Origin of the sequence: Variovorax paradoxus EPS (genome assembly GCF_000184745.1) — a bacterium.
Taxonomy (GTDB): Bacteria; Pseudomonadota; Gammaproteobacteria; order Burkholderiales; family Burkholderiaceae_C; genus Variovorax; species Variovorax paradoxus_C.
Window position 1 is genome coordinate 1,156,937 of record NC_014931.1, and the last position, 26,399, is coordinate 1,183,335.

The 26,399-nt window shown below is 67.6% G+C and carries 25 protein-coding genes; 12 read left to right on the forward strand and 13 right to left on the reverse strand.

Annotation, left to right across the window (positions count from 1 at the left end; all coding sequences use genetic code 11):
* Window positions 1-39 precede the first annotated feature (39 nt).
* From VARPA_RS05160 to VARPA_RS05170, 3 genes are read right to left on the reverse strand one after another with little or no spacing between them, the layout of a single operon-like run.
* Complete coding sequence (locus tag VARPA_RS05160) at window positions 40-777, reverse strand: hypothetical protein (RefSeq protein ID WP_013539498.1); 738 nt, start codon at window positions 775-777, stop codon at window positions 40-42.
* A gap of 4 nt (window positions 778-781) precedes the next feature.
* Entirely contained in the window at window positions 782-1,180 is a 399-nt protein-coding gene (locus VARPA_RS05165) for a dihydroneopterin aldolase (protein ID WP_013539499.1), read from the reverse strand.
* An 8-nt stretch (window positions 1,181-1,188) separates the two neighbouring features.
* Complete coding sequence (locus VARPA_RS05170) at window positions 1,189-1,968, reverse strand: SDR family oxidoreductase (protein WP_013539500.1); 780 nt, start codon at window positions 1,966-1,968, stop codon at window positions 1,189-1,191.
* A gap of 36 nt (window positions 1,969-2,004) precedes the next feature.
* Between VARPA_RS05170 and VARPA_RS05175 the strand changes: the two genes are divergently transcribed.
* From VARPA_RS05175 to VARPA_RS05195, 5 genes are all read left to right on the forward strand, one after another.
* Window positions 2,005-3,117, forward strand: a complete 1,113-nt coding sequence (locus VARPA_RS05175) for a class I SAM-dependent methyltransferase (RefSeq protein WP_013539501.1) — start codon at window positions 2,005-2,007, stop codon at window positions 3,115-3,117.
* An 896-nt stretch (window positions 3,118-4,013) separates the two neighbouring features.
* Entirely contained in the window at window positions 4,014-4,904 is an 891-nt protein-coding gene (locus VARPA_RS05180; protein WP_013539502.1) for a TauD/TfdA dioxygenase family protein, read from the forward strand.
* Window positions 4,905-4,942: 38 nt separating this feature from the next.
* Complete coding sequence (locus VARPA_RS05185) at window positions 4,943-5,953, forward strand: ABC transporter substrate-binding protein (protein WP_013539503.1); 1,011 nt, start codon at window positions 4,943-4,945, stop codon at window positions 5,951-5,953.
* Window positions 5,954-6,013: 60 nt separating this feature from the next.
* Window positions 6,014-6,886, forward strand: a complete 873-nt coding sequence (locus VARPA_RS05190) for an ABC transporter ATP-binding protein (RefSeq protein ID WP_013539504.1) — start codon at window positions 6,014-6,016, stop codon at window positions 6,884-6,886.
* Between the two features lie 133 nt (window positions 6,887-7,019).
* Window positions 7,020-7,889 (forward strand): ABC transporter permease, encoded by an 870-nt coding sequence (locus tag VARPA_RS05195; protein WP_013539505.1) that lies wholly within the window; start codon window positions 7,020-7,022, stop codon window positions 7,887-7,889.
* Window positions 7,890-7,902: 13 nt separating this feature from the next.
* Here the strand turns inward: VARPA_RS05195 and VARPA_RS05200 are convergent, their stop codons facing one another.
* Complete coding sequence (locus VARPA_RS05200) at window positions 7,903-8,295, reverse strand: DUF5329 family protein (RefSeq protein ID WP_013539506.1); 393 nt, start codon at window positions 8,293-8,295, stop codon at window positions 7,903-7,905.
* Between the two features lie 111 nt (window positions 8,296-8,406).
* On the opposite strand from VARPA_RS05200, the gene hisN reads away from it, so the two are divergent.
* From hisN to VARPA_RS05225, 5 genes are read left to right on the forward strand one after another with little or no spacing between them, the layout of a single operon-like run.
* The gene (hisN, locus tag VARPA_RS05205; RefSeq protein WP_013539507.1) at window positions 8,407-9,183 is read left to right on the forward strand and encodes a histidinol-phosphatase; all 777 of its coding nucleotides are present in this window, start codon (window positions 8,407-8,409) and stop codon (window positions 9,181-9,183) included.
* A gap of 9 nt (window positions 9,184-9,192) precedes the next feature.
* On the forward strand, window positions 9,193-9,387 hold the full coding sequence (locus VARPA_RS05210) for a DUF2905 domain-containing protein (RefSeq protein WP_013539508.1): 195 nt from the start codon (window positions 9,193-9,195) through the stop codon (window positions 9,385-9,387).
* A 23-nt stretch (window positions 9,388-9,410) separates the two neighbouring features.
* Entirely contained in the window at window positions 9,411-10,337 is a 927-nt protein-coding gene (locus VARPA_RS05215; protein ID WP_013539509.1) for an ROK family protein, read from the forward strand.
* A 30-nt stretch (window positions 10,338-10,367) separates the two neighbouring features.
* Window positions 10,368-11,903, forward strand: coding sequence for a tetratricopeptide repeat protein (locus VARPA_RS05220; protein ID WP_013539510.1), 1,536 nt, complete (start codon window positions 10,368-10,370; stop codon window positions 11,901-11,903).
* Complete coding sequence (locus tag VARPA_RS05225; RefSeq protein ID WP_013539511.1) at window positions 11,900-12,349, forward strand: DUF1877 family protein; 450 nt, start codon at window positions 11,900-11,902, stop codon at window positions 12,347-12,349. Before VARPA_RS05220 ends, VARPA_RS05225 begins: the two co-directional genes overlap by 4 nt.
* Here VARPA_RS05225 and VARPA_RS05230 read toward each other — a convergent pair.
* Window positions 12,346-13,809 carry a PLP-dependent aminotransferase family protein gene (locus tag VARPA_RS05230; protein WP_013539512.1) on the reverse strand — a complete coding sequence of 488 codons (1,464 nt, stop codon included), beginning with the start codon at window positions 13,807-13,809 and terminating at the stop codon, window positions 12,346-12,348. The genes VARPA_RS05225 and VARPA_RS05230 overlap by 4 nt on opposite strands.
* Window positions 13,810-14,006: 197 nt before the next feature.
* Between VARPA_RS05230 and VARPA_RS05235 the strand changes: the two genes are divergently transcribed.
* On the forward strand, window positions 14,007-14,345 hold the full coding sequence (locus VARPA_RS05235; RefSeq protein ID WP_013539513.1) for a hypothetical protein: 339 nt from the start codon (window positions 14,007-14,009) through the stop codon (window positions 14,343-14,345).
* Window positions 14,346-14,615: 270 nt separating this feature from the next.
* Here VARPA_RS05235 and otsA read toward each other — a convergent pair whose 3' ends face one another.
* From otsA to VARPA_RS05260, 5 genes are all read right to left on the reverse strand, one after another.
* Complete coding sequence (gene otsA, locus VARPA_RS05240; protein WP_013539514.1) at window positions 14,616-16,001, reverse strand: alpha,alpha-trehalose-phosphate synthase (UDP-forming); 1,386 nt, start codon at window positions 15,999-16,001, stop codon at window positions 14,616-14,618.
* Complete coding sequence (locus tag VARPA_RS05245) at window positions 15,998-17,920, reverse strand: glycoside hydrolase family 15 protein (protein ID WP_013539515.1); 1,923 nt, start codon at window positions 17,918-17,920, stop codon at window positions 15,998-16,000. The genes otsA and VARPA_RS05245 overlap by 4 nt, the downstream gene beginning before the upstream one ends.
* On the reverse strand, window positions 17,917-18,729 hold the full coding sequence (gene otsB / locus VARPA_RS05250) for a trehalose-phosphatase (protein WP_013539516.1): 813 nt from the start codon (window positions 18,727-18,729) through the stop codon (window positions 17,917-17,919). The genes VARPA_RS05245 and otsB overlap by 4 nt, the downstream gene beginning before the upstream one ends.
* 90 nt (window positions 18,730-18,819) lie before the next feature.
* Entirely contained in the window at window positions 18,820-20,646 is a 1,827-nt protein-coding gene (locus VARPA_RS05255) for a hybrid sensor histidine kinase/response regulator (RefSeq protein ID WP_049794329.1), read from the reverse strand.
* A 142-nt stretch (window positions 20,647-20,788) separates the two neighbouring features.
* The gene (locus VARPA_RS05260) at window positions 20,789-22,054 is read right to left on the reverse strand and encodes a multifunctional CCA addition/repair protein (RefSeq protein ID WP_013539518.1); all 1,266 of its coding nucleotides are present in this window, start codon (window positions 22,052-22,054) and stop codon (window positions 20,789-20,791) included.
* Between the two features lie 221 nt (window positions 22,055-22,275).
* Here VARPA_RS05260 and VARPA_RS05265 point away from each other — a divergent pair, with 221 nt between their 5' ends.
* The gene (locus VARPA_RS05265; protein ID WP_013539519.1) at window positions 22,276-23,001 is read left to right on the forward strand and encodes an OmpW/AlkL family protein; all 726 of its coding nucleotides are present in this window, start codon (window positions 22,276-22,278) and stop codon (window positions 22,999-23,001) included.
* 25 nt (window positions 23,002-23,026) lie between these two features.
* Here VARPA_RS05265 and VARPA_RS05270 read toward each other — a convergent pair whose 3' ends face one another.
* The 3 genes from VARPA_RS05270 to VARPA_RS05280 form a co-directional block, all read right to left on the reverse strand.
* Window positions 23,027-23,710 carry a glutathione S-transferase family protein gene (locus tag VARPA_RS05270; protein WP_013539520.1) on the reverse strand — a complete coding sequence of 228 codons (684 nt, stop codon included), beginning with the start codon at window positions 23,708-23,710 and terminating at the stop codon, window positions 23,027-23,029.
* A gap of 98 nt (window positions 23,711-23,808) precedes the next feature.
* The gene (locus tag VARPA_RS05275) at window positions 23,809-24,354 is read right to left on the reverse strand and encodes an MgtC/SapB family protein (protein WP_013539521.1); all 546 of its coding nucleotides are present in this window, start codon (window positions 24,352-24,354) and stop codon (window positions 23,809-23,811) included.
* Between the two features lies 1 nt (window position 24,355).
* Window positions 24,356-26,392 carry a lytic transglycosylase domain-containing protein gene (locus VARPA_RS05280; RefSeq protein ID WP_080559355.1) on the reverse strand — a complete coding sequence of 679 codons (2,037 nt, stop codon included), beginning with the start codon at window positions 26,390-26,392 and terminating at the stop codon, window positions 24,356-24,358.
* Between the last annotated feature and the right edge of the window lie 7 nt (window positions 26,393-26,399).

Consider the following 26,399-nt stretch of genomic DNA (forward strand, 5'->3'; position numbering starts at 1 on the left):
GGTTCTCGGCCGGCACGCTGCGCGGCGCAGGTCACCGCGTCAATTGCCCTTGGCTTTGACGAAGGGCAGATCGCGCGGCGTGCAGACTGCTTGCGTGTCCAGCGACGGCTGCCCTTGCGGCGGCAAGTTTTCATGTGGGTCGACGGCGCGCGATGGCGTGAGCACGACGCCGCCCGGGCGGGGCTCTCTGTGCGAACGTGCGAACGGGATCTGCGCCAGATCGATCACCCTGCGGTCGTGATCGAAATACAACGATGTGCCACGCTGCACGAGATCGAGTCGGGCGTCCTTGCCGCTACGTAGCAGCACCAGGTCACCCCACCGTTCACCGTCGTTAGCCGAGAACGGCACGAAGAAATATTGGGGGTAACTCTCGTCCAGCACCGGCGGCGCCAGCAGCAACTTGCTGGACGCGTCGGCGCTCAGGCTACCGGGCGCAGGCTCGTACGACGTGGCAACCACCGCATGATTCACCTCAGGCATGCCGAACTTTTTCGCGTCGAACCTTGAGTAACTGTACGTACGGGCGCTGTAGCCCAGAGAGACGTCTTTGCAAGACGTGTTGGCGTACGGCTCGACGATGAAATAGCGCTTGGCGTCGATGCGATAAGCCGTCTGCGGCGCGGCCTTGGCCTGCGGCTTGTAACGCGGGTCCAGCGACACGCCGGGGCCGACGCCAATGCCACCGACTGCGCCGAGCGTGGAGCAGCCGCTGATGCCCGAACTAAGACACGCCAAGAGCACGATCCTGGATAGCGCAGAGACAGACATGCTCATCGGATCACCATTCCCCGGCTTCCATGCGGATCGCCACTTCGCAGTCGTCGAAGATTTCGAGCTTGGCGATCTTCACCCGCACGCCCCGCACGCCGGGCAGCTGCAGCAGGCGGTGCACCACCTTGCCGATCAGGCTCTCCAGCAGGTTGACGTGCTCGGCGGTGCACTCGTCGATGATGATGCGACGCACCTTGCGGTAGTCGAGCACGTGGAAGATGTCGTCGTCCTGCGGCAGCAGTGGCTGCGGGCCCAGGCTGAGTTCGGCATCGACCAATATGGGCTGCGGTGCCGTTTTCTCGTGATCGAGGATGCCCAGGTTGGCGTCGAAGCGCAGGCCCTGGAGGGTGAGCGTCTGGCGCCCCTGGATCGGCGAAGGCGTGGGCGAGGGCGAGGAATTGGACATGGTCGTGCTCACATGAGCGAGAAATCGCGCTCGAATTTCATCAGGTGCTGGCCGCCGTCCACCAGCAGCGTGGTGCCGGTGATCGAGCCGTTCTCCAGCGCGAATTTCACCGTGGCGACCACGTCGGCCGGCGTGGAAGAGCGGCCCAGCGGCGACAGCTTGTGCAGTTGCGCGAACTTGTCGTCGTCCAGCATGTGGCTCGGCAGCGTGAGGCCGGGCGCGACGCCCACCACGCGCACGCGCGGCGCGAGCGCCAGCGCGAGCATCGGCGTGGCGGCTTCGAGCGCGGCCTTGGAGAGCGTGTAGCTCAGGAAATCGGGATTCGGATTCCAGAGCTTCTGGTCGAGCAGGTGAACGACCGCGCCCTGCGCATCGCCGCGCCGTGCGAGGTGGTCATGCAAAGCCTGCGCCAGAAGAATGGCCGCGCCGGTGTTGCTGCGCGCGTGGCGCTCCATGAGCGCGTAGCTGAAGGTGGCGGTGTCGTCGTGTTCGAAGAGGGCGGCGCTGTGGACCACCGCATCGACGGTGCGAAAGCGCGCCGCCACGCGGGACAGCAGCGCGCGCGTGGCGTGCTCGTCTTCGAGGTCGGCTTCGAAGAGCGCCGAATCGCCCGAGAGCGCGGCGCAATCGGCAACGGTTTTTTCGGCTTCGGCGCGCGAGCTGCGGTAGTGCACCGCCACCTGCCAGCCGCCCGTGGCCAGCGCCAGCGCGATCTCGCGGCCCAGCCGTCGGCCCGCACCCGTGACGAGGACGGTGCGGCGGGCAGGGGAGAGGGGGGCGGTGCTCATGCGGGGAAAGAACGGAGAGGGAGAGAGAATCGAGGGGTGACGACCAAGACCCCGAACAGTTTACCCATCGCCCTCGACCACCTGATCGCCCGCTCCGTCGAGCGTGCGGGCGGCTGGATCGGCTTCGACCGCTTCATGGCGCTCGCCCTGTATGCGCCCGGCCTGGGCTACTACGCCAACACCTCGGCCAAGTTCGGCCACATGCCGTCTTCGGGCAGCGACTTCGTGACCGCGCCCGAGCTCACGCCGATGTTCGGCCAGACGCTGGCGGCGCAAGTGGCCGAGGCGCTGGAGAAGACCGGGACCGACACGGTCTGGGAATTCGGCGCCGGCTCCGGTGCGCTGGCGGTGCAACTGCTGCACGCGCTCGACGAGATGGGGCGCAGCGATGTGCGCTACCGCATCGTCGATCTTTCCGGCACCTTGCGGGAGCGGCAGCAGCAGGCGTTGGTGCGGTATGCAGGCCGTGTCGAGTGGCTTGGCGAACTGCCAGAGTCGATGCAGGGCGTGGTGGTCGGCAACGAGGTGCTCGATGCGATGCCTGTGCAGCTTCTCGCACGCGTAAATGGCCAGTGGTTCGAGCGCGGCGTGGTGCGCAATGCGGGCAACGATGGCTGGACGTGGGCTGATCGGCCTACCGAGCTGCGTCCGCCGGTCGAGGTGCCAGGCGAGCACGACTACCTCACCGAGATTCATCCGCAGGCGCAGGCTTTCATTGCCACGCTGGCGGATCGGCTGGAGAAAGGCGCGGCCTTCCTCATCGACTACGGTTTTCCAGAGAGCGAGTACTACCACCCGCAGCGGCATATGGGGACGGTGATGTGCCATCGGGCGCATCAGGCCGATGGGGATCCGCTGGCTGACGTGGGCTACAAGGACATCACTGCGCATGTCGATTTCACAGGGATTGCGGTTGCGGGGCAGGAGGCGGGGCTCGAGGTGCTGGGGTACACGAGTCAGGCGCGGTTTCTGCTGAACTGCGGGCTGCTGGCGAGGATGGAGCAGGGGACCGTCGCCGAGCGGGCGATGGCGGCTCGGTTGATCCATGAGCATGAGATGGGGGAGCTGTTCAAGGTTGTTGGCTTTGCGGTCGGCGAGGCTTGGGATGCGATGGGGTTTGGTGAAGGGGATCGCAGCCATACGCTGTGAGTTTTCTCTTTCTTGTTTTTTTGAGTTCCGAGGCCGGGTCTCGCCCCGGCGGGCGACTTACTTTCTTTTGCTTCGCCAAAAGAACGTAAGCAAAGAAAAGGCGACCCTGCTGTCTGCGTCCCTCCGCTTCGCTTCGGGCAACCTGCGGTGCTCGCGGTTCGCGGGGTCTCGCAGAACTCGCTTCGCTCAAACAGCTGCGAGCCCTGATCCGCGAACCGCTGCGCTCCTCGGCGCAGCCAGAAGGGTGGGATACCGGACGGGCCATCGCTGCGCTCGGCCAGCTCTCGGGCCTTTGCTTCGCTCGGCGTCGTTTCGGCCGCGTCGCCTTTTTGGGGCTGCTGGACTTGCTCCCTCTCCCCTTGGGGAGAGGGCGGGGGTGAGGGCAGCGGCCTTCATGCGGGCGAGGCGGTGTTTCTGTGCCGCCGGCCCTCACCCCAACCCTCTCCCAGAGGGAGAGGGAGCCAGTCCAAGCTGCGAAGCAACACCCGGCGTGTCTTGAAGCGCAGAAAAAGCTCACCCAGCTATCCACCCGCGCCGAGCAAAGCGAAGGCCAGAGAGCTGGCCGAGCGCAGCGATGGCCCGCCGGTCCCCAAGCCCTTCTGTATGCGCCGAGGAGCGGAGCGTTTCGCGGATCAGGGCTCGCCCTTGTTTGAGCGCAGCGAGTTTGGGCGAGACCCCGCGAAACGTGAGCACCGCAGGTTGCCCGAAGCGAAGCGTAGGGACGCAGACAGCAGGGTCGCCTTTCTTTTGCCTACCTTTCTTTGGCGAAGCAAAGAAAAGTAGGTCGCCCGCCGGGGCGAGACCCGGCCTCGGGAAGAAAAAAGTAAAGCGCCAAGGAATAAGCTAGCAACGAAGATTTCGTTGGAGAACCACCCCCCGGCCCCTACATTCCCGGAATGACAGCCGCTCTCCCCCACGACACCGAGGCCGCAGCACAGCACTTCGAAGTGCGCCCCTTCGATGCCCCGGTAGGCGCCGAGATCATCGGCCTCGATATCTCGAAGCCGATCAACGCCGAAGACTTCCAGCGCATTCACAAGGCGCACCTCGACCACCACGTCCTGGTCTTCCGCAACCAGCAGATCACCCCGCAAGAGCACGTCGACTTCAGCCACCGCTTCGGCCCGCTGGAAATCCACGTCCTCCACCAGTTCCAGCTCAAGGACCACCCCGAGATCCTGATCGTCTCCAACATCAAGGAGAACGGCGAACCCATCGGCCTGGGCGACGCAGGCGTCTACTGGCACTCCGACATCTCGTACAAGCCCAAGCCCAGCCTCGGCTCCCTGCTGCACGCCCAGGAGCTGCCGAGCGAAGGCGGCGACACGCTCTTCGCCGATCAGCACCTGGCCTGGGAATCGCTGAGTCCCGAGTTGCAGCAACGCATCCTGCCGCTCAAGGCCGAGCACAGCTACCTCGCCAAGTACGAAGAACTGCGCGCCAAGAACCCGTGGCGGCCCAAGCTCTCGCAGGCGCAGATCGACCAGGTCGCGCCCGCCGTGCAGCCGGTGGTTCGCACGCACCCCGAGACCGGCCGCAAGGCGCTCTTCGTCAGCGAGCACTTCACGACGCGCATCGTCGGCCTGCCGCAGGACGAAAGCGATGCCCTGCTGGCCGAGCTGTTCGCGCACAGCGTGAAGCCCGAGTTCGTGTACCGCCACACTTGGGCGCCGCACGACCTGATGTTCTGGGACAACCGCTCGCTGATGCACCTTGCTGCAGGCACGCCCGACCACCTGCGCCGGCGACTCAATCGCACCACCATCGTGGGCGACACGCCTTTCTGATCCTTCTCGATCTTTCTTTTTCCGGACCGCTTTCCACCATGAACCGCTTCACACGCAAGGCCGCTGCATTTGTCACAGGCCTCGGCCTTCTCGCCGGCAGCCTCGCCGCGCATGCCGAGGGCCAGATCCGCATTGCCGAGCAGTTCGGCACCGTCTACCTGCTGCTCAACGTGGCGCAGGACCAGAAGCTCATCGAGAAGCACGCGAAGGCCGCGGGCGTCGATGCCAAGGTCGAGTGGATCAAGCTCTCGGGCGGCTCGGCGGTGAACGACGCGCTGCTGTCCGGCAACATCGAGATCGCGGGTGCCGGCGTCGGTCCGCTGCTCACGCTGTGGGACCGCACCAAGGGCAAGCAGAACGTGAAGGGTGTGGCGTCGCTCGGCAATTTCCCGTACTACCTGGTGAGCAACAACCCGAACGTGAAGACGATCGCCGACTTCACCGAGAAGGACCGCATCGCGCTGCCCGCGGTGGGCGTGTCGGTGCAGTCGCGCGTGCTGCAGTTCGCTTCGGCGAAGCTGTGGGGCGACAAGGAATTCAACCGCCTGGACAAGATCAGCGTGGCCATTCCGCACCCCGACGCGGCCGCGGCCATCATCAAGGGCGGCACCGAGATCACGGGGCACTTCGGCAACCCGCCGTTCCAGGAGCAGGAGCTGGCGGGCAATCCGAATGCGCACATCGTGCTCAATTCGTACCAGGTGCTCGGCGGGCCGGCTTCGGCCACGGTGCTCTACGCGACCGAGAAATTCCGCAACGAGAACCCCAAGACCTACAAGGCCTTCGTCGATGCGCTCGATGAAGCCGCGAAGTTCGTCACGGCCAATCCTGAGAAGGCGGCCGACATCTACCTGAAGGTGAGCAACGCGAAGCTCGACCGCGAGCTGCTGCTCAAGATCATCAAGAACCCCGAAGTGCAGTTCAAGACCACGCCGCAGAACACCTATGCGCTGGCGGAGTTCATGCACCGGGTGGGCGCGATCAAGAACAAGCCGGCATCGGTGAAGGACTATTTCTTCGACGATGCGCAGAACGCTTCGGGGAATTGAGTGAGCTCGGCGAAGGCGTCTTCGGGGGTTGGCTCCTTCCCCCTCTGGGGGAAGGTTGGGATGGGGGCGGGCAGAGCGGCGACGAAGCCAGCGCCGCTTGCCCCCACCCCGGCCCTCCCCCGGGAGGGGAGGGAGCAAGACCACGGGAACGATCTGGCGCCGCTGCTCCAGGTCGACGGCGTCAGCCTCGAATACCGCACCCCCGAACGCGTCGTGCGCGCCACGCACCGCGTGAGCTTCGACGTTCACGCCGCCGACCGCTTCGTGCTGCTCGGCCCCTCGGGCTGCGGCAAGTCCACGCTGCTGAAGGCCGTGGGCGGTTTCATCGCGCCGGTCGAAGGCGAAATCCGCCTCGACGGCCAGCGCGTGACCCAACCCGGCCCCGACCGCATCGTCGTGTTCCAGGAGTTCGACCAGTTGCCGCCGTGGAAGACGGTGAAGCAGAACGTCATGTTCCCGCTGCTCGCATCTCGCACGCTCGGCAAGAAGGAAGCCGCCGAACGCGCGCTGCACTACCTCGACAAGGTCGGCCTCGCCAAGTTCGCCGACGTGCATCCGCACCAGCTCTCGGGCGGCATGAAACAGCGGGTGGCGATTGCCCGTGCGCTCGCGATGCAGCCGCGCGTGCTGCTGATGGACGAGCCCTTCGCCGCGCTCGACGCGCTCACACGCCGCAAGATGCAGCAGGAGCTGCTCGAGTTGTGGGACGAGGTGCGTTTCACACTGCTGTTCGTCACGCATTCCATCGAAGAAGCGCTGGTGGTGGGCAACCGCGTGGCGCTGCTGTCGCCGCATCCGGGGCGCATGCGCGCCGAGGTGAACAGCCATGGCTTCTCGCTTGCGAGCCTTGGCGGCGCGGAGTTTCAAAGCACGGCGCAGCGCATTCACGACATGCTCTTTGAAGAAGAGCCTGAAGTGGTGACAACCGCATGAGCCCGGCTTTTCTCCCTCCCCCTCTGGGGGAGGGCAGGGGTGGGGGCACGCGGCGTCTCCATTGCTGTCGGCTTGTCCACCGCCGCCTGCCCCCATCCCAACCTTCCCCCATAGGGGGAAGGAGCCAAAACCGATGAACACCCTCGCGCCTCCCGTCCGCCCCGAATACGAACGCACGCTCGAGCCGTTCACCGAAGTCCCGCTCGAACGCACACTGCCGCTGCCTGCCCGCATCTGGGCGCAGGCAGGCGTGCGCAAGGGCCTGATCCTCATCGTCATCGCCGTGCTCTGGGAGCTCGCGGCGCGCTGGCAAAACAACGATCTGCTGCTGCCCACCTTCACCGCCACCGCGTCGGCGTTGTTCGACGGACTTGCGAGCGGCGAATTGATCGAGAAGGTGCGCATCTCGCTGGCCGTGCTGCTGCAGGGCTACCTGGCAGGCGTGGTGCTGGCCTTCGCGCTCACCACGCTCGCGGTGTCCACGCAGATCGGCCGCGACCTGCTGGACACGTTGACGTCGATGTTCAACCCGCTGCCCGCCATCGCGCTGCTGCCGCTCGCCTTGCTGTGGTTCGGCCTCGGCCGCGGCAGCCTGGTGTTCGTGCTGATCCATTCGGTGCTCTGGCCGCTGGCGCTCAACACCTATGCGGGCTTCCAGGGCGTGCCCGAGACGCTGCGCATGGCCGGACGCAACTACGGGCTCAAGGGCCTGCGCTACGTGCTGCAGATCCTGGTGCCGGCTGCGCTGCCATCGATTCTTTCGGGGCTGAAGATCGGCTGGGCCTTCGCCTGGCGCACGCTGATCGCGGCCGAGCTGGTGTTCGGTGCCTCGTCGGGCAAGGGCGGCCTCGGCTGGTACATCTTCCAGAACCGCAACGAGCTCTACACCGACCGCGTGTTCGCGGGCCTCGCGATGGTGGTGCTGATCGGCCTCCTGGTGGAGAGCCTGGGGTTCAAGACGCTGGAGCGGCTGACCGTGCGGCGCTGGGGCCAGCAGCGCTAGAGCGGCGGCCGACTCAACCGCTCGACTTCTTCCCCTGCTGCCGCAATGCGCGCAGCTCGCTGTTCAGGAACTCGTTGGCATCCCGCACCGCGCCATTGTTGAGCTTCACCTTGTAGGCCTGCCCGGTCATCTCGGAGCGCGAGGCGCAGCGCTCGATGAAGTCCTCGGCCGTGGCCAGTTCCTTTTTGAAGTAGTCGTACTTAGCCTGCATGTGCTTGGCGGCATCGGCGGCGTTGTATTCGTTGCCGTTGCGCAGGAACACCATGGCGCTCATCTTCGAGACGCGCTGGATCAGCGTGTCGATGAGCTTGTCCTCGGCGTCGGAAGGCGTGGCCTGGGCCAGCACGGCCGAAGCGCCGAGCAGCAGGGTGAGGAGCGCGGCGCGCAGGAATCTGAAGGAGGCCATTGGTTCTATCCCTGGCAATTTTCGCGCCATGCTAGGTCGACAGGCCTTGTCGTGTCAAACCCCGGCCGCCTCGGGTCTAATCGCAGTTTTGGCACGCGTTCACTCTCCCCCATGAGCTCTTCCACTCCCGATCTGTCGGCGATTGCCGAGGCGCTGGCCGATGCGGCCGCGGCGCTGTCGATGCGCCACTTCCGCACGCCGCTGGACATCATCACCAAGGCCGACGAAAGCCCCGTCACGCTGGCCGACCGCGCGGCCGAGACGGCGATGCGCGAGATCCTCGGGGCACGCGTGCCGGCGGACGGCATCTACGGCGAAGAACACGGCCCGGAGCGGCTGGACGCCGAGCGCATCTGGGTGCTCGACCCGATCGACGGCACCCGCAGCTTCATCACCGGTTCGCCGCTGTGGGGCACGCTCATTGGCGTGCTGCAAGGAAATCGCGTGGTGCTCGGCATGATCGACATGCCGGTGCTCAAGGAGCGCTGGATCGGCCAGGCCGGCAAGGGCGCCACGCGCGACGGCCAGCCGGTGCACGTGAGCACCTGCACCGAGGTGGCCAAGGCGCGCATCGTGACCACCTCGCCCGACATCTTCGCGCCCGCCGACTGGCAGGCCTTCGACCGGCTCAGCCGCCAATGCGCGATGCGCCGCTTCGGCGGCGACTGCTACGGCTACGCGCAATTGGCGGGCGGCACCATCGACCTCGTGGTGGAAACCGGCCTGCAGCCCTACGACTACCTGGGCCCCGCGGGCCTGATCGAGGCCGCGGGCGGCGTCATCACCGACTGGCAGGGCCAGCCGCTGAACCTGAAGTCCGACGGCAGGGTGATTGCCGCGGCAACGCCCGAACTTCACCGACAAGCCATGGCCGTTCTCGCGGCCTAGACTGTCCGCATGTTCCGCTGGCTGATCGTCGTCGTCCTTGCACTGGTGCTCATGAGCGGGCTGACCGCGTGGCTGCGCCGCTTCGGCTTTGGACGGTTGCCCGGCGATTTCGAGTTTCGTGCCTTCGGCCGCGACTGGCAGTTGCCGATTGCAAGCACTCTGGTGCTCAGCATGATCGCGGCGCTGGTGGCACGCCTTCTTTAGACGACAGAGAAAAGAAAACCGCAATGAGAGCCTGCGTAGACATCGGCGGCACCAAGGTGGCCGTGAGCCTTTCCCCCTCCGCCGACGCGCCGTTGATCGGCCGTCGCAGCGAGCCGACCGCCAAGACCGGCGACAACGACGCCGTGGCGGTGCAGATCATGCGGATGATCGACGAGGTCTGCGCCGAGCAGGGGGTCGATCCGGCCACCATCGACCGCGTGGGCGTGTCGTCGACCGGCCCCTTCGAGCTGCACGACGGCATGGTCGAGCTCGCAACGCCGAACATCTGCGGCGGCATCGCCGGTCCGGCGCGCGGTCTGCCCAACCAGTGGATGACCGCCATCATCGAAGCGCCGCTGGCCAAGCGCTTCGGACAGGTGCGTGTCGAGAACGATGCGGTGGCTGGTTTGGAGGCCGAGCGCCACTGGGGCGCGCTCAAGGGGTTCGATCACTGTGCGTATGCCACCTGGAGCACGGGCGTTGGCGTCGGCCTCTGCGTCGACGGGCGTGCCCTCCGCGGCAAGAACGGCAATGCAGGCCATGCGGGGCACAGCTTCGTGGTGGACGACGCAAGCGGCGCGCTGTGCGGCTGCGGCAACCTGGGCGATGTCGAGGCGCTGGTCGCCGGCAACTCGATTTCTCGCCGATTCGGCCAGCCCGCCCCCGACCTGTTCTCGGCGGCCTCGGCCGGCGAACCGCATGCGCTGGAAATCGTGGATGCGCTGTGCCGCGTCATGGGCCTCATGCTCTACAACATGGTCATCACGCTGGACCTGCAGCGCATCAGCCTGGGCGGCAGCGTGTTCTGGCACCACCGCGATTTCCTGCTGCCCCGGCTGCAGGCGCAGATCGACGGCAAGCTGATGCCGCTCACCCGCGGCGTGCTGCTGGTGCCCGCGGGGCTCGGCGAAAAGGTCGGCGACTACGCGGCGCTGGCTTTGCTGGACTGAGCGGCCGCGCCGCAATACCCTCGGCGAATCATGCGCATCCCGCCACCCCGGTCCCCCCGCCGCAAGCCGCTCGCCTGGCTGCTGCTGGTGGTCGGGGGCTTCCTGGGTGCGCACCGTTTCTATCTGGGCAGCTACCTGGGCGGCGCGGCGCAATTGCTGCTGTTGCTCGTCGGCGTCGGCAGCCTGCCGGGCTCGGGGTTCTGCCTGGGCCTGCTCGGCCCCTGGCTCCTGTTCGACATCTACTGGGTTTACGTGCGCCTGAAGCGGCAGGATGAAATCGACGCTGCGCGCCGCCCCACCGCCAAGACCTATGACCTCGAAGCCCTCAGCCACGCCGACGCGCTGCGCGAGCGCTTCGTCGTCGCCGCCGAGACGCACGACTGGGCCCGGGCCGTGGCGCTCGGCGAGCAGATCGTCGCCAACGCGCGCAAGGTCTTCAAGGGCCCGCACCAGAACCTCGCGATGTCGCTGTGCATGCACGGCCAGGCCTGCTACCAGTTCAAGGCCTTCGACGAGGCCAAGGCCAGCCTGGAGGAAAGCCTTGCCATCGGCCGCCAGATCGGCATGCCGGCGGAAGACATGGACATCGTGCGCAAGGCGCTGGCCATGACCCTGGCCGGCATCGGCGAACACCACGCCGCGCGACAGTTGCGCGCGGGCCTGCCCGCCGGTCGCGGTCCGGGCGACGACACCGTGCTGCTCGGCCTGCTCGAAGACCAGGAGCGGCGCTACAAGGCCGCCTTCGAGCGGCGCGACCTGGCGCTCGCCGAGCGGCTGTGCGCCGAGGCCGTCCACACCAGCCGCCAGCTGTGCGGCGGCGGGCTCGGCAAGGCCGTCGTGCTGCACCTCATCAATCACGCCGAGTTCTGCCGGCAGCTGCAATGGCACGACAAGGCGGTGTCGCTGCTCGATGAATGCCTGGCCATCATCGACCAGCTGGGCCTTGACGACAGCTGGCGGCTCGGCCCGAGCAACACGCTCGCGCTGCTGCACGCCGGCGCCGGCCGCTCCGAAGAAGCGGAGGTGCTCTACAAGAAGACCATCGCGATGGCCGTGGCGCTCAGCAAGGGCAACTCGACCGACGACGTGGTGCGGGCCATCAACAACCTGGCGTTTCTCTACGCGACCACCGACCAGGACCAAAAGGCCGAGCTCTGCTACGCGCGGGCCATGGTGCACCTGGACAAGCTCGCGCCGGAAGAGAACGGGAAGGGTGATGCCGACCTGCACGCCGACCTCTTGATCAACTTTGCGCAGCTGCACATGGCGCGCAACGAGGCCGAGCACGCCAAGCCCCTGTTCGAACGCGCGCTGGCGATCCAGGAGCGAAGCTGCCGGGGCGTTTCCACCAGCGCGGCCACCGCCCACAACGACCTGGGCCTGATCGCGCAGGAAGAGGGCGACCTGCGCGAGGCGCTGAAGCATTTCAAGCGCACGCTGCTGCTCAACCAGATCTGCGCGCCGGACCACTTCGGCAATCTCGCGAACGCGCAGCGCAACATCGACAACGTGAGCCTCGCGCTGGCGGCGGTCGCGCGGGCCGCGCGGCTGGAGCCGAGCACGTGAGCATCGGGGGCGCGTTCTACGCCTTCGACCGTTACCGGCTGCGCGGGCTGGTCATCGATCCGTCGAGCGTGTCGGGTTTTCTCTTCCACACGCCCGAGGACAAGGGCGGACCGCACGCCAGCCAGACGGTGGAGCAGGCCTGGGACGTGGTGCGCGTGCTGCTGCCCGAGGCCGTGGACGGCGAACAGCTCGAAGGCACGGAGGGCCTGGGCTGCATCTACCTGACGGCCAGCCACGTCGAGCGCGCGGCGGCCCGGCTGGCGCGGCGCAGCGTGCCCGAGCTGGTGGCGCGATTCACCGGCGAGCCGGCGCAGTTCGCCGAGCTCTACTGGGCGAAGACCTGGCAGGGCAGCGCCGAGGATCTTGCGGACTTCATGGAAGGCGTGAAGCGTTTCTTCGCCGAGGCGGCGGTGCGGCGCGACGCCGTCGTCTTCTACATCGTCTAGCCTGCTGCCGGTGCGCGCGGCAGCTTGCGCGTGGACGACACGATCTCGCCCAGCCGCTGCAACCCTGCGTCCACCGCCTTCGAGTACGGCCATCCGCAGTTGATGCGCAGGTAATTGTCGAAGCGCCCCGAGTTGGAGAACTGCGCGCCCGGCGACACCAGCATGTGCTCGCGCAGCGCGGCCTCGAACACGGTGACCGACGAGCGCTGCTCGGGCAGCTCGACCCACAGCTGAAGGCCGCCGCGCGGCAGGTTCAGCCGCGTGCCCGGCGGGAAGTACTTCGCGATGGCGTCCGCCGTCTGGTCGCGCTGCGCGTGCAGCCGGTCGCGCAAGCGCCGCAGGTGCCGGTCGTAGGCGCCGCTCGCGATGAACTCGCCCGCGGCGATCTGCGCCAGTGCCTCGTTGTTGCGCGTCTGCGCGTACTTGAGCATTTCCACCTGCGCGTGCCAGCGGCCGGCGGTGATCCAGCCCAGGCGCAGGCCCGGCGCCAGCACCTTGTGCAGCGAGGCGCAATAGATCACGTTGCCCGTGCGGTCCCACGACTTCGCGGCGCGCAGCGGCACCTCGCTCTCCACCAGGTCGCTGTAGGTGTCGTCTTCGACGAGCGCGATGCCGTGGCTCTCGCACAGCTGCACGAGCCGCTGCTTGTGGGTATCGGGCATCACGCTGCCGATGGGATTCTGCAAATGCGGCACCACCACCACGGCCTTGATGTCGTCATAGGTGTGGATCGCGAGGTCGAGCGCCTCGATGGAGATGCCGGTCTGCGGGCTGGTCGGGATCTCCAGCGCGCGCATGTTCAGGCTTTCCAGCACCTGCAGCAGGCCGTAGAAGGTAGGCGATTCGACGGCCACGGTGTCGCCCGGCTTGGCGACGGCGCGCAGCGCGAGATTCAGCGCCTCGATGCAGCCGTTGGTGACCAGCACCTCGTCCGGCGACACCGTCATGCCGACGCGCAGGTTGCGCTGCGCCACGGCCTCGCGGAACTGCTCGTGGCCCTTCTGGGACGAAGCGGTGGTCAGCAGCTCGGGCCGCTGGCGCAGCGCCCGCGTCATGGAGTTGCGCAGGGCCTCGGCCGGGTACAGCTCGGGGGCGGCGCGGGCGATGGCGAAGTTGAGCTTCACGCCGGCGTGGCGCCCGCGCGCCATGAAGGTGGCCATGCGGGTGCGCATGCTGACGAACTGCGCAGGGTCCGGCGGCACGTCGGCCACGGGCTCTTCCATCGGCGCGATGGCCAGGCGCTGCGGCCGGCGCACGAAGTAGCCCGAGCGGTCGCGCGCCTCGACCCAGCCGTCGCTCTCCATCGCGCGGCACAGCTGCAGCGCGGTCGAGAGGCTGATCTCGTGCAGGCGCATCAGGGTGCGCAGCGAAGGCAGCTTGTCGCCCTGCTTGAGCGAGCCGGTGTGGATCGCATCCACGTAATGCGCTGCGAGTTGCCGGTAGAGCGGTAGCGAGTCCATGGCGTCGATGCTCCCCCAAACGGGCATCCGAAAACAGATGCAGTTGAACGGGAAAACGACCATAACAGATGAGCTGCCGGCCGGCTGTTCCGGTGCGAATAGGCGATGTTTGTGCCTGTTTTTTGAGCGGCCGAATTTCTACGATCTGGGCTCGCCGAATCGCTTTTCCACTGACTCACTCACCTCGGAGGTCCGCCATGATCACCACCCTGTCCCAAGCACCCGACTCCATCGTCCTGGAGCCCGGCCAGTCGCTGCGCACCTGCGTCGATGCGGGCACCTGGCTGCAGGTGGCTGAAGGGCGGGTTCGGTTGGTGTCGCCGCCTGGGTGGTTCGGCGGCACGGTGTTCATGAGCGAGACGGCGCTCGATGAAGGCGACGTGCATCGCATGGCGCACGGCGGGTGGATCGAGGTGTCGGCGCTGACGCCTTCGCACCTGCGGGTTCATGCGCCTACGAAGGGGGCGCCGGCGGCTTCTGCCTATTCCGAGGCTCGGCCTGTGATGCGCTTCGTGCGGTTGCTCACGGGCTGGTAGGAGCTGCATTCAGGGCGGGTGCGCAGGCCACCGGGTGCTCCCCTCCGCGAATGTCCCCCGCTTCGCTCCTCCTTTATTTCGCTGCGGGGAGCACCCGATGCCCTGCGCACTTGGGCACGCTCTGGGTGAACAGCTGATCAACGACGGCTCTGAAAACGAGCACGCCGATGGGGTGCCTTGCGCAGCGAAATCAAGGGGGAGCCCGAAGGGCGGAGGACATTCGCGGAGCAAGGTACCCCGTCGGCGTGATCGCCGCCCCGAACAGCAGCCTCAGCGCTCGCTCGCCGCCTCGCGCAACGCGTCGAGAAAGGTCCGCCGCCACCAATGAATGTCCTGCTCGCGAATCCGCGACAGCAATTTCTGATGCCGTTCGCGCCGCTCTTCCAGCGGCATCTGCAGCGCCTGTTGCACCGTTTCCGCCGTGCCGTGCGTGTCGTACGGATTCACCAGCAGCGCCTCTTTCAGCTGTTCGGCCGCACCGGCAAAGCGCGACAGCACCAGCACGCCCGGATCTGCCGGGTCCTGCGCCGCGATGTACTCCTTCGCGACGAGGTTCATGCCGTCGCGCAGCGGCGTGACCAGTCCGACCGCCGCAGCGCGGCAGAGGCCCGGCACGCGCTTGCGCGCCACCATGCGGTGGATGTAGCGCACCGGCATCCAGTCGAGTTCGCCGTAGTCGCCGTTGATCGCGCCGCACAGCGATTCGAGTTCGCGCCGGATGTCGCCGTACGCATCGACCGTCTCGCGCGTGGGCGAGGCGATCTGGATCAGCGTCGCGCTGCGCCGGTTCTCGGGATAGTTCGCGAGCAGTTCGCGGAATGCGCGCACGCGCTGCGGAATGCCCTTGGAGTAATCGAGCCGGTCGATGCCCAGCAGGAGGCGGCGGCTCGAGTACTCGCGCTTCATGGTCTCGTACATGTCGCGCGATTCCTTCGCGTGCGTGAGCGCGGCGAATTCATCGACGTCGATGCCGATCGGAAAGGCGCTGCAGCGCACCGTCTGCCCGTAGGCGCGGTACATGTCGTTGCCCAGGTACTCGCCGCGCGCCTCGTTGCGCACGTAGTGCTCGAAGTGCTGTACGTCCTGCTGGGCCTGGAAGCCGATCAGGTCGTACGAGAACAGCGAGCGCATCAGCCACTCGTGCTGCGGAATGGCGGCCACGATGATCTGCGGCGGCAGCGGAATGTGCAGGAAGAAGCCGATGCGCTGCTTGCAGCCCATCGCGCGCAACTCGGCGGCGAGCGGCATCAGGTGGTAGTCGTGGATCCAGATGACGTCGTCGTCCTTCAGCATCGGCAGCAGCTTGCGCGCGAAGAGCTGGTTCACGCGCCGGTAGCCGCCGATGAAGCCGGCCTCGAAATGCGCCAGGTCCAAGCGGTTGTGGAACACCGGCCAGAGCACGTCGTTGCTGTAGCCGAGGTAGTAGGCGTCGTGGTCTTCGCGGCTCAGGTCGATGGTGGCGAGCGTGACCTTGCCGGCCTGGTGCTTGTGCAGCTCGCCTTCGCCCGTAGGGCCGTCTTCCACGATCTGGCCGCTCCAGCCGAACCAGAGGCCGCCGCTTTGTTGAAGGCTTTCGCCGAGTGCGACGGCCAGGCCGCCGGCTGCGGGCTTGCGTGGGTCGGCCACGCGGTTGGAGATGACGACGAGACGGCTCATATGCACGAATCCCATGGCGCGGACAGACGCACAGCCGCATTGATGATGCCGACCATCGAATAGGTCTGCGGAAAGTTGCCCCACATCTCGCCCGTGACCGGGTGGGTGTCTTCCGAAAGCAGGCCGAGCGGATTGCGCGCCGCGAGCATGGTCTCGAAGATCTGGCGTGCCTCGGCCTTGCGGCCGATCTTGGCAAGTGCGTCGATGCGCCAGAAGGTGCAGATGTTGAATGCGGTCTCGGGCTTGCCGAAATCGTCGGCCGCTTCATAGCGGCGCATATAGGGGCCGTCGCAGAGCGACTTTTCCATGGCGTCGACGGTGGAGATGAAGCGCGGGTCGCGCGCATCGATCAGGCCCACTTCGACCATCAGCAGGATGCTCGCGTCCAGCTCGTGGCCGCCGAAGCTCTCGGCAAAGGCCTGGCGCTCCTCGCACCACGACTTGGCCAGAATTTCTTCCTTCATGCGCGCCGCATGGCCGTGCCAGTAGGTGGCGCGGTCGGGCAGCTCCAGCGTGCGTGCGATCTTGGCGAGCCGGTCGCAGGCGGCCCAGCTCATCAGCGCCGAGCTGGTGTGCACGCGGGCGCGGGTGCGCAGCTCCCACATGCCGGCGTCGGGCGTTCCATAGACGCTCACCGCTCGCTCGCCGACTGCCTCCAGGTGCGGAAACTCGGCCACGCCCGCGCGGGCGAGCAGCCGGTGGTCGTGGAAGGCCTGCGCCGCGCCGAGCACGATGTTGCCGTACACGTCGTGCTGGAAATGCTCCTGCGCCTGGTTGCCCACGCGCACCGGCCCCATGCCGCGGTAGCCCGGAAGGCCTTCGACGAAGGACTCGGGCAGCTCGCGCTCCAGCCCGATGCCGTAGAGCGGCTGGATGTGCTCGCCGTGCGAGCCGATGACCACGTTGCCGAGCCAGCGCAGGTAGTCTTCCATCGTGCCCACTTCGCTCAGCGAATTGAGCGCGCGCACCACGAAGAAGGCATCGCGCAGCCAGCAGTAGCGGTAGTCCCAGTTGCGCTGGCTGCCCGGCGCCTCGGGGATGCTGGTGGTCATGGCGGCGACGATGGCGCCGGTGTCCTCGTACAGCGAAAGCTTGAGCGTGATGGCCGCGCGGATCACCGCGTCCTGGTACTCGAACGGAATCGCCAGGCGCTTGCTCCAGGTGCGCCAGTAGGCGATGGTTTCCTGCTCGAACTTGCGCGCGGTGTCGGCGATGCCGTCGAGCAGCGTCTCGTCCACGCCGAACATGAAGTTGTATTCGCGCGAGATCACGAATGGCTGGCGCGCGAGGATGTGCGAGATCGAAGCGTCGGTGTTCAGGCGCAGCGTGACGTCGGGGCCGACATAGCGGATGTGGTTGCTGCCGCGCGTCACCTCAATCGGTTCCGACGCGCCCCATTGGAAGCGCGGATCGAGCGACACGCGGATGCGCGGCGCGCCGGCAATCGGCCGCACGCGGCGCACCATCATCAGCGGGCGGAAGTAGCGCGAGCGGCTGTAGAAGCGCGGGGCGAAGTCGGTGATCTCGATGCCCTGGCCGGCGCTGTCGAAGAGTTGGGTGCGCAGCACGGCCGTGTTCGGCTCGTACCACTGCTTGGCTTCGGCGAAGTCCTCGATGTCGATGCTCCATGCGCCCGCGCCTTCGCCGGGATGCAGCAGCGCGTTGAACACCGGGTCGCCGTCGAAGCGCGGCAGGCAGCACCACACGGCGCGGCCGCGTGCGTCGATGAGCGCGCTGTAGGCGCAGTTGCCGATCACGCCGACATCGAGCGAAGGATCGGCCGGCGGCGCGAAACCGCGCGGACCGGGCGCGGTGGCGGCCTGCAGGTCGACCGGCGCGCGGTCGTCGGGGCCGGCGGCGTCGGCCAGCGCCTCGCCGGCGCGGTCCTCGGGCGCCTTCGACAGTTGTTCTTCGCTCATCCGGGGTTCCTCGGTTCTTCGGTTTTCGTTTTCTCTGGCGTGTTTTCTTCGGGCTTCGCCACCAGCATGTCGCGCGCCTGCACCAGCCATTCGTACACCGCGCGCGGCGATTCGAGCCGGTGCAGCGCGAGGCTGGGCCCCGAGCCGACCTTGATCGCGATGCCGCCGCGCGGCTGCACGACCGCGAAGCCGCTCTCGTCCGTGGTGTCGTCGCCCGCGAAGACCGGCGTGCGGCCCGCGAAGGGCGCTTCGGTCATGAAGGCGTCGATGGCAATGCCCTTGTTGACGCCCGCGGGCTTGACCTCGAAGACGAACTTGCCGTGCATGAGTTCGAGCGCCGGACGACCCTCGATGGCGCGCGACATCGCATCGCGGCACACGGCCTCCAACTGCGGCGCGAGCCGGTAGTGCAGGGCAATGGCGGCGTGCTTGCGCTCCACCAAGAGGCCTTCATGCACCCGCGCGAGTTCGTTGGCGATGTCCAGGATCGGCACGAGATCGGGCGCGTGCTGCTCCTGCATGTGGCCCTGGGCATCGCGGCGTTGCACGCCGTGCTCGCCGGCCGCGGGCAGGCGCAGCGGCGCGAGAAAGCGGTCGATCGAGTCGATCTGGCGGCCCGACACCACGGCCAGCGCACCGCCGAGCTGGTCGCGCAGGTCGCTGAGCAGGGCGACGAGCGCGGGGGGAATCTCGATGGCTTCGGGGGTAGGCGCAAGGCCGACCAGCGTGCCGTCGAAGTCGAGGAAAAGGGCGGCGTCGCGGCCCAGCGGAGGTGGCAACTGATCGTTGCTGTCGGAGGACTTTGGCATTGGGAAAAACCATAACACGCGCTTTGTGCGCCGCGTGTCGGCCAAAACCGGACGTGTTTCGCGGCGGGGGCCGCGACCTGCGGATCTCCCTCAGGCAGGCAGCGTGGCCAGGCCCGGCAGGAAATCGCCCAGCATGCGCAGCAGCGTGGCCGCGTTGACCGGCTTGAACAGCACCGGCACGCCGGAAGCGCGCACACGCTGCAGCCGCTCGGGCGCGGTCTCGCCGGTGACCAGCACCAGCGGCGCGTCGAGCCCGAAGCGCCGCTGCAGCCGCTGGCCCACGTCCAGGCCGTTGTCGCCGTTGGCGAGGCGGTAGTCGCACAGCAGCAGCACGAAGGGCTCGGCTTGCGTTCCGGGCCGGCCGAGCGCGTCGATGGCCTCGGCCTCGTTGGCCGCCGTCTCCACTGCGATGCCGTGGCCCTGCAGCAACCGCGCCATGGCCTCGCGGATCTCGGCCTCGTCGTCGATCAGGAGAACGCGGCCGTGCGCTGCCTGTATTGCCTCGGCCGATGGCAATGGGTGCGCGGCAGGCGCAATGGAGATTACCGGTGCGGCAGCCGTTCGCTGTGGCTGCTGCATCGAGGCAGCCGCTTGCTGTTCGTGCTGCGGCGCGGCCGCGACCATCGGCAGTTGCAGGCGAAAGCGCGTGCCGCGCCCGACGCGCGAAGTCACCTGCACCGGATGGTCGAGCAGCCGCGACAGCCGCTCGACGATCGACAGGCCGATGCCCAGCCCCTGCGCGCGGTCGCGGCCCGGGTTCTGCACCTGGTAGTACTCCTCGAACACGCGGTCCTGCTGCTCGGGCGCGATGCCGATGCCGGTGTCCAGCACCTCGATCCACACGACGCCGCCGCGCGCGCGTGCGCGCACCGAGACGCCGCCGTGCGCGGTGTACTTCAGCGCGTTGTCCACGAGGTTCGAGAGCATGCGGTAGAGCAGTTGCGGGTCGCTGTGGACCCACAGGCCGCTCGCGCGCACCCGCAACTGCAGCGCGCGCTGCTCGGCCTGCGCCGCGAACATGTGGTTGAGGGAGCGGAACATCGCGTCCAGCGACACCGGCGCGATGTCCGGCGTGATCACGCCCGCGTCCAGGCGCGAGACGTCCAGCATGGTGTCGAGCGAATTGCCCAGCGCATTCACCGCGCGCATCAGCCGCTGCGCGTTGCGGCTGCCGTGGTGCTCGCGCAGTTCGTTTTCCAGCGCGGCGCCGAAGAGGGCGATGGCGTGCAGCGGCTGGCGCAGGTCGTGGCTGGCGGTGGCGAGGAAGCGCGTTTTCTCGGCGCTCGCGCGCTCGGCGGCGGCGATCTGCACGCCCAGTTGGGCGGCCAGCGCCTCGTTCTCGAAGCGCAGCACCAGCGAATCGGTCAGGAGCTTGTGCTGCTGGCCGCCCACGCGCAGCGTGAACAGCAGGTAGCCGAGGCTGAAGACCGCGAGGAAGAGATGCATCGCGTCGCCCTGCCAGGCCAGCGCGGCGATCAGGCTCGCCATCATCGGCAGGGTGTAGCCGTAGAGCGCGGGCTTGAGCGGCCACAGGAGCTGCATGGCGCGGGCGCAGCTGCCGATGACGACGACGGTCAGCACCGAGGTGGTGGGCAGGTCGTCGGCCGAGATGAAGAGCCACGGCGCGGTCGCCGTCGCCATGCTGACCAGCGTGACGGTGCGCGAATGCCGGCGCGCCCAGCGGATGGTGTCCTGCAGCGGCACATCGGCGTGCCAGCGCGGCATGAGGAAGAGGGCGAGGCCGAAGCTCAGGTGGGCGGCCATCCAGGCGAGGATCCACCATCGCGGGCGGTGCAGGTACATGACGATGCCCAGCGCCGCACCGAGGCCGAAGTGAACCAGGATCGATGCGTTGTAGGCCGCGTACACCGAGGCCACGTGCTCGCGCAGCACGCGGAGGCCAAGATCGCCCGGCACCCCCGGGCGGGGCGGCGGGGATGGGTGTGACAGCGTCGGCTCGGTGGCATTCACCCGATCGATGCTATCGGGCCGATTTGCAGGGAGAAGTGCCAGAAGTCATGCCCGCCATGTCCGCGAAAGGCGGAGCGCGACTTTTTCTTCAGCTTTCTTGCAGCGATGCCGCCACGGCCTCGATGCGCGCGCGGTGGATGGCGTCGCCGATCTGCGGCCCGGTCGCGCCCGACTGCTGCGCCTTGCGCGCGACCACGTCGGTGGGCACGGCCGCGGCGGTCGCCAGCACGGCGAGCAGGCGTTCGCGCTGCGGATAGGGCCTGTCCTCGAAACCGAGCCGTCCGCGCGCGTCGCACTCGCAGGCCAGCAGCACTTCGGCAAAACGCGCGGGCTTCCTGAAGGCGTCGCAGCGCTCCAGCAGGCGCACCAGCGGCGCCGCATCGAGCTCGCTGCTGCGATGCACATTGCCGTGCTCGCGCGCGACCACCTCGGCCAGTTCGCGGATCTCGACTGGCACGCGCCAGCGGTCGCACACCGCATGCAGCAGGTCGACGCTGCGCTTCTCGTGGCCGATGTGGCGCGGCAGCACATCCGCGGGCGTGGTGCCCTTGCCCAGGTCGTGCATCAGGCAGGCAAAGCGCACCGGCAAGCTGGCCGAGAGCCGCGCGCTGGTGTCGATGACCATCATCAGGTGCACGCCGGTGTCGATCTCGGGGTGGTGCGCCTCGGGCTGCGGCACGCCCCAGAGGCGGTCGACCTCGGGCAGCAGCACGGCGAGGGCGCCGCATTCGCGCAGCACTTGGAACATGCGGGAGGGGCGCGCTTCCATGAGACCGCGCGCGAGCTCCTGCCAGACGCGCTCGGGCACCAGCGCATCGGCCTCGCCGGCCCGGACCATCTCGCGCATCAGCGCCATGGTTTCCGGGGCGACCGAGAAATCGTCGAAGCGCGCGGCAAAGCGCGCCAGCCGCAGGATGCGCACCGGGTCTTCGCGGAAGGCGTCGGTCACGTGGCGCAGCACCTTGTCTCGCAGGTCGCGCTGGCCGTGGAAGGGGTCGGCGAGGTGATCGGGGTCGGGCTCGAATTGGCCGTCGGCGCTCACCAGTTCGGCCGGCAGCGCGATGGCGTTGATGGTCAGGTCGCGGCGGGCGAGGTCTTGCTCCAGCGTCACGTCGGGCGCGGTGTGGACGGTGAAGCCGCGGTAGCCGGGCGCGCTCTTGCGCTCGGTGCGGGCGAGGGCGTATTCCTCGCGCGTCTTCGGATGCAGGAACACCGGAAAGTCGCGCCCCACGGGCAGGTAGCCGCGCCGGGTCATGTCTTCGGGCGTGGCGCCGACGACCAGCCAGTCATGGTCGGACACCGGCCGCCCGAGCACCCGGTCGCGGACGGCGCCGCCGACGAGAAAGATTTTCATGGCCGCAGTGTAGGGATGAGGAATGCGGGAGATGGCGAATGGGGCGGCGAATGAGGTGGGAGTTAGGGATAGGGATACCCCGCACCCACTAAATAGAACGAGCGTTCGATAATTTCGAATTGCAAACAGAACGAACGTTCGTTTATTTGTTGGAACGCAGCGCCGACCACGGGCTGGCATCGCGTTCACCGGGATATTTCAACCAAAGGAGCATTCACATCATGAAGAAAACAATGTTTGCGCTGGCGGCTCTGGGTGCCTTGGCGTCCGGCAGCGCGTTTGCGCAAAACGCCGGCGACTGGGTCGCGGGGGCAGGCTGGTTCCACCTCGCGCCTCAGGACTCGAGCAAGCCGCTCCAGGTGACGGCGCCGGTGCAGAGCGTGCTGCCGGGTTCGGGCGCCAGCGTCAAGGACTCGGACACGCTCGGCTTGAGCCTGGCCTACTTCATCGACAGCCACTGGGCTGTGGAAGGCGTCCTGGGCATTCCGCCGAAGTTCAAGCTCGAGGGCCAGGGCACGCTGGCCCGGGTGGGCGAACTGGGCGAAGCCCGCCAGTGGAGCCCCACGGTCCTGGTGAAGTACAACTTCAACGAAGGCAACGACGCCTTCCGTCCGTTCGTGGGCCTGGGCGCCACCTACGTCTGGTACAGCGACGTGAAGCTCACCTCGAACCTGCAGGGCGCACTGGCCAGCCAGTTCCGCCAGTCGCCGTACTCGGTGAACACCACCGCCAAGCTCGACAGCTCGTTCGCGCCGGTGCTCAATGCCGGTGTCTCCTACCAGCTCGACAAGCACTGGGGCATCGCCTTCTCGGTGTCGTACATCCCGCTGAAGACCAAGGCCAAGCTGACGACGACGTCGATCACCGGCCTGCCGGTTGCCTGCAGCGAAGCGAGCCTGAAGCTGAACCCGATCGTCACCTTCCTGTCGGCAACCTACAGGTTCTGATCCCCGCCTGCCGCGCGAGCAAGCCCTATCGCGCTGTGCGGTAGGGCTCTTCGAACTGCAGGAAATCCTTCTCCGCCAGCGCTTGGTCGATCCAGGCCTTGATGCCCGGCAGCGCCTGCACGCGTTCGATGTAGGCCGAGATGGCCGGCGGCACCGGCAGGCCATAGGTCTTGATGCGCGTGCCGATGGGCGCGAAGTACGCGTCGGCGATGGTGAAGTCGCCGAACAGCAGCGGGCCGCCATGGGTGCCGAGCAGGTCGCTCCACATCTGCACGATGCGGTCGAGGTCGCTGCGCACCTCGGGCTGTTCCTCGAGCAGCCGGGCGCCGACCTCGGGCAGCGACGCCTCGATGTTCATCCCGCAATGGCCGCGCAGGCCGCCGAAACCCGAGTGCATCTCGGCGCAGATGCTGCGCGCGCGTGCCCGGTCGGCCACAGCCTCGGGCCACAGCTGCTTCTCGGGAAAGGTCTCGGCCAGGTATTCGGCGATGGCCAGCGTGTCCCACACCACGAGGTCGCCATCGACCAGCACCGGCACCTTGGCCACCGGGTTCAGCGCGGCGATGGTGTGCTTGAACTGCGACTCCGCCTCGAAGGAATCGAAGCGCACCATCACCTCGTCGAAAGCGATGCCGGCCTGCTTCATGAGCACCCAGGGGCGCATGGACCACGACGAGTAGTTCTTGTTGCCGATGTAGAGCTTGCGCATGAGGGTTCCTTCGGTTCGATTCGGTGAGGGCAAAGCCTTCGATGCTAGCCGCGCGGCGCGCCGCCATTGATGCCGAACGCGGCGCGAATTGATGCCTGTCAGCGGTCGCGGGGCTTGTCGTCCGGCGAGGCGATCACGCGCTGTGCGTCGTCTTTCGCGATGGTGCGCTCGAGCAGGCTCACCAGCCGCGGCACCAGCGACAGCACGGCCAGCGCCAGCAGCGCGCTCAGCAGGGCGGTGGCTTCGCGGCCGAGTCCGCAGGCCATGCCGATGGCCGCAGTCATCCAGAGCCCGGCGGCGGTGGTGAGGCCCTGCACGTGCGATTCGTCCTTGCCCTGCTTGAGGATGGTGCCGGCGCAGAGAAAACCCACGCCCGCCACCAGCCCCTGGATCACCCGGCTCATGTCTGCCGGCACGATGCCGGTCTGCTGCGGGATCAGCACGAACATCGCCGAGCCGATCGCCACCAGCATGTGCGTGCGCACGCCGGCCGCCTTGCCCTGCTGCTCGCGCTCGAAGCCGAGCATGAAGCCGAGCACGCCGGCGAGCGTGAGGCGAACGACGATGCGGGTGAGTTGCGCGACATCCGTCACGTCCGAGAACTCGGACGCGATGGTGTCGAGCACCTCGTCGTGCCAGCTCATGTCAGGGCAGGTCTTTGTTCGGTTCGGGTTCGGCGGCGTCGCGCGGCCCGATGCGGCCCAGCCGCTCCTTCAGCGACTGCGGCCGGCCGCTGATGATCGCCGCGTAGTTGGTGGTGTTGGCCAGTACCTTCTTCACGTAGTCGCGGGTCTCGCTGAAGGGCACGTTCTCGGCCCAGATCGCTGCGTCGAGCACCGGGCCGTTGCGCCAGTTGCGCGGCCGGCCGGGGCCGGCGTTGTAGGCGGCGGCGGCCAGCGCCATCGAACCGTCGAAGTCGTCGAGCGCGAGCTTCAGGTAGTTGGTGCCGATGGTGATGTTGGTCTCGCGGTCGTTGATCTGGCCGGGCGTGAAGTCGGTCATGCCGATCTTGCGGGCCGTCCAGCGCGCGGTGGCGGGCATGACCTGCATGAGGCCCGAGGCGCCGACGCCCGAGCGGGCGTCCATGATGAAGCGGCTTTCCTGGCGGATGAGGCCGTACACGTAGGCCGGATCGAGGCCGATGTCCTGGCTCTTGCGCAGCACGGTGTCGTGGAAGGGCATCGGGAAGCGCTGCTCCACGTCGATGGTGCCCTTGGTGCGTTCGCTGGTGTTGATGCAGCGGTCCCACACCTCGCGCTGGCAGGCGAAGTCGGCCGCGGCGAGCAGGGCGCGGTCGTCCATGCCGCCCTTGTCGTGCAGGTTGGTGGCGTAGTTCCACTCGCGCGTGCCTTCGGAGCGCAGGCCGATCGCGATCGCGTAGAGGCCACGGTTGAGCGCGACGTTGCTGCGCGCCGCCGCCTTTTCCTCGGGCGTGAGCGGTGCGGGGCGGGTGGCCGTGACGACGCGCTGGCCCAGCTCTTCGAGCGCGAGCATTTCATAGAAGCCGCGCGTGCCGGCAATGCTGGTGTAGAGCTCGCGGGCCTGGGCGCGGCGTTCCTCGCTGCGTTCGCTGGCGAGCGCGCGGGCCTTCCAGTAGACCCAGGTGGGATCGAGCTGGGCGGTTTCGCTCATCGCGTTGATGGCGGGCGCCACGTCCTTCCACTGGCCGGCGCGCAGCGCGGCGCGCACGCGCCAGCCGAGCATGTCGTCCGACAGGTCGCTGTTCTTCGTCACGTTGCCGAAATAGCCCACGGCCTGCGGCGAGAGCTTGTTGGCCGAGGCGCGGCCGATGGCGCCCCAGAGCCAGTTGCGCTCCTCGGCCGAGAGCATCGGGCCCCACTTGCTGTCGAGCTGCGAGGCGGCCATGTCGGGGTCGGCAATCGCGACCTTGATGAGCGCGAGCACCACCAGCTCCTTGCGCGACTTGGCCGCGACGAAGGCACGGCCGACGAGGAACTTGGCCGAGCTGGCGTTGAGCTCCTCGAAGAGCGGCAGCGCATCGGGCGCTGCGATGGTGACGGCGCCGCGCGCGGCCTGCGGGCGGTTGGCCTCGATGGCCAGGCGCGCCTTCTTCCACGCGTCGTTGGTTGACATGAGGCGGGCCGCGACCATGCGGTCGGCGGCGGTGAGGCAACCGTCGTCGGCTTCCTTCTGGCTGAACCAGTTGCGGCGCACTTCGTCGGCCTGGGCCTGGGTGGCGGTGCCCGAGCGCAGCGTGTCGACCAGCACCGCGTAGCAGCGCACCTGCGCGTCGTCGCCCATGCGGTAGCCGGCAACGTTGGCCGAGAAGCCGTCCCAGTCGCGGCGCTGGCCAAGCAGCAGCAGCCAGTCGTTGCGGAGACGATCTTCCTGATAAGTGCCGGGGTAGCGAGCGTAGAAGTCCTGCACTTCGTTCGGCGCGGCTTCCTGCAGGCGGGCCTTCAGTTCCCAGTAAGCGGCCCAGGGTTCGAGCGCGTGGCCGCGGGCTTGGGGGAGGAGGGCGGTGAGACGGGCCTTGTCGCCGCGCTGGAAGGCCTGCTTCATCTGCACCAGCACGTCGTCGTTGGTGTTGGTGTTGGTCTGTGCGCTGGCGGGGGGATGAAAGAGCAGTGCAGCGGCAGTCAGTACGAGGGAAAAAGCAACGGCTGGCGTTGCGTTGCGCGGGCGGTTGCGCATGGATGCCAAAATGCTTGGGAACTGCATCGGGGGA

Bases quoted from the DNA above. Each gene is read 5' to 3' on its own strand.
- VARPA_RS05160 (WP_013539498.1), bottom strand. From the start codon at position 777: ATGAGCATGTCTGTCTCTGCGCTATCCAGGATCGTGCTCTTGGCGTGT.
- VARPA_RS05165 (WP_013539499.1), bottom strand. From the start codon at position 1,180: ATGTCCAATTCCTCGCCCTCGCCCACGCCTTCGCCGATCCAGGGGCGC.
- VARPA_RS05170 (WP_013539500.1), bottom strand. From the start codon at position 1,968: ATGAGCACCGCCCCCCTCTCCCCTGCCCGCCGCACCGTCCTCGTCACG.
- VARPA_RS05180 (WP_013539502.1), top strand. From the start codon at position 4,014: ATGACAGCCGCTCTCCCCCACGACACCGAGGCCGCAGCACAGCACTTC.
- VARPA_RS05185 (WP_013539503.1), top strand. From the start codon at position 4,943: ATGAACCGCTTCACACGCAAGGCCGCTGCATTTGTCACAGGCCTCGGC.
- VARPA_RS05190 (WP_013539504.1), top strand. From the start codon at position 6,014: ATGGGGGCGGGCAGAGCGGCGACGAAGCCAGCGCCGCTTGCCCCCACC.
- VARPA_RS05195 (WP_013539505.1), top strand. From the start codon at position 7,020: ATGAACACCCTCGCGCCTCCCGTCCGCCCCGAATACGAACGCACGCTC.
- VARPA_RS05200 (WP_013539506.1), bottom strand. From the start codon at position 8,295: ATGGCCTCCTTCAGATTCCTGCGCGCCGCGCTCCTCACCCTGCTGCTC.
- hisN (WP_013539507.1), top strand. From the start codon at position 8,407: ATGAGCTCTTCCACTCCCGATCTGTCGGCGATTGCCGAGGCGCTGGCC.
- VARPA_RS05210 (WP_013539508.1), top strand. From the start codon at position 9,193: ATGTTCCGCTGGCTGATCGTCGTCGTCCTTGCACTGGTGCTCATGAGC.
- VARPA_RS05215 (WP_013539509.1), top strand. From the start codon at position 9,411: ATGAGAGCCTGCGTAGACATCGGCGGCACCAAGGTGGCCGTGAGCCTT.
- VARPA_RS05220 (WP_013539510.1), top strand. From the start codon at position 10,368: ATGCGCATCCCGCCACCCCGGTCCCCCCGCCGCAAGCCGCTCGCCTGG.
- VARPA_RS05230 (WP_013539512.1), bottom strand. From the start codon at position 13,809: ATGGACTCGCTACCGCTCTACCGGCAACTCGCAGCGCATTACGTGGAT.
- VARPA_RS05235 (WP_013539513.1), top strand. From the start codon at position 14,007: ATGATCACCACCCTGTCCCAAGCACCCGACTCCATCGTCCTGGAGCCC.
- otsA (WP_013539514.1), bottom strand. From the start codon at position 16,001: ATGAGCCGTCTCGTCGTCATCTCCAACCGCGTGGCCGACCCACGCAAG.
- VARPA_RS05245 (WP_013539515.1), bottom strand. From the start codon at position 17,920: ATGAGCGAAGAACAACTGTCGAAGGCGCCCGAGGACCGCGCCGGCGAG.
- otsB (WP_013539516.1), bottom strand. From the start codon at position 18,729: ATGCCAAAGTCCTCCGACAGCAACGATCAGTTGCCACCTCCGCTGGGC.
- VARPA_RS05260 (WP_013539518.1), bottom strand. From the start codon at position 22,054: ATGAAAATCTTTCTCGTCGGCGGCGCCGTCCGCGACCGGGTGCTCGGG.
- VARPA_RS05265 (WP_013539519.1), top strand. From the start codon at position 22,276: ATGAAGAAAACAATGTTTGCGCTGGCGGCTCTGGGTGCCTTGGCGTCC.
- VARPA_RS05270 (WP_013539520.1), bottom strand. From the start codon at position 23,710: ATGCGCAAGCTCTACATCGGCAACAAGAACTACTCGTCGTGGTCCATG.
- VARPA_RS05275 (WP_013539521.1), bottom strand. From the start codon at position 24,354: ATGAGCTGGCACGACGAGGTGCTCGACACCATCGCGTCCGAGTTCTCG.
- VARPA_RS05280 (WP_080559355.1), bottom strand. From the start codon at position 26,392: ATGCAGTTCCCAAGCATTTTGGCATCCATGCGCAACCGCCCGCGCAAC.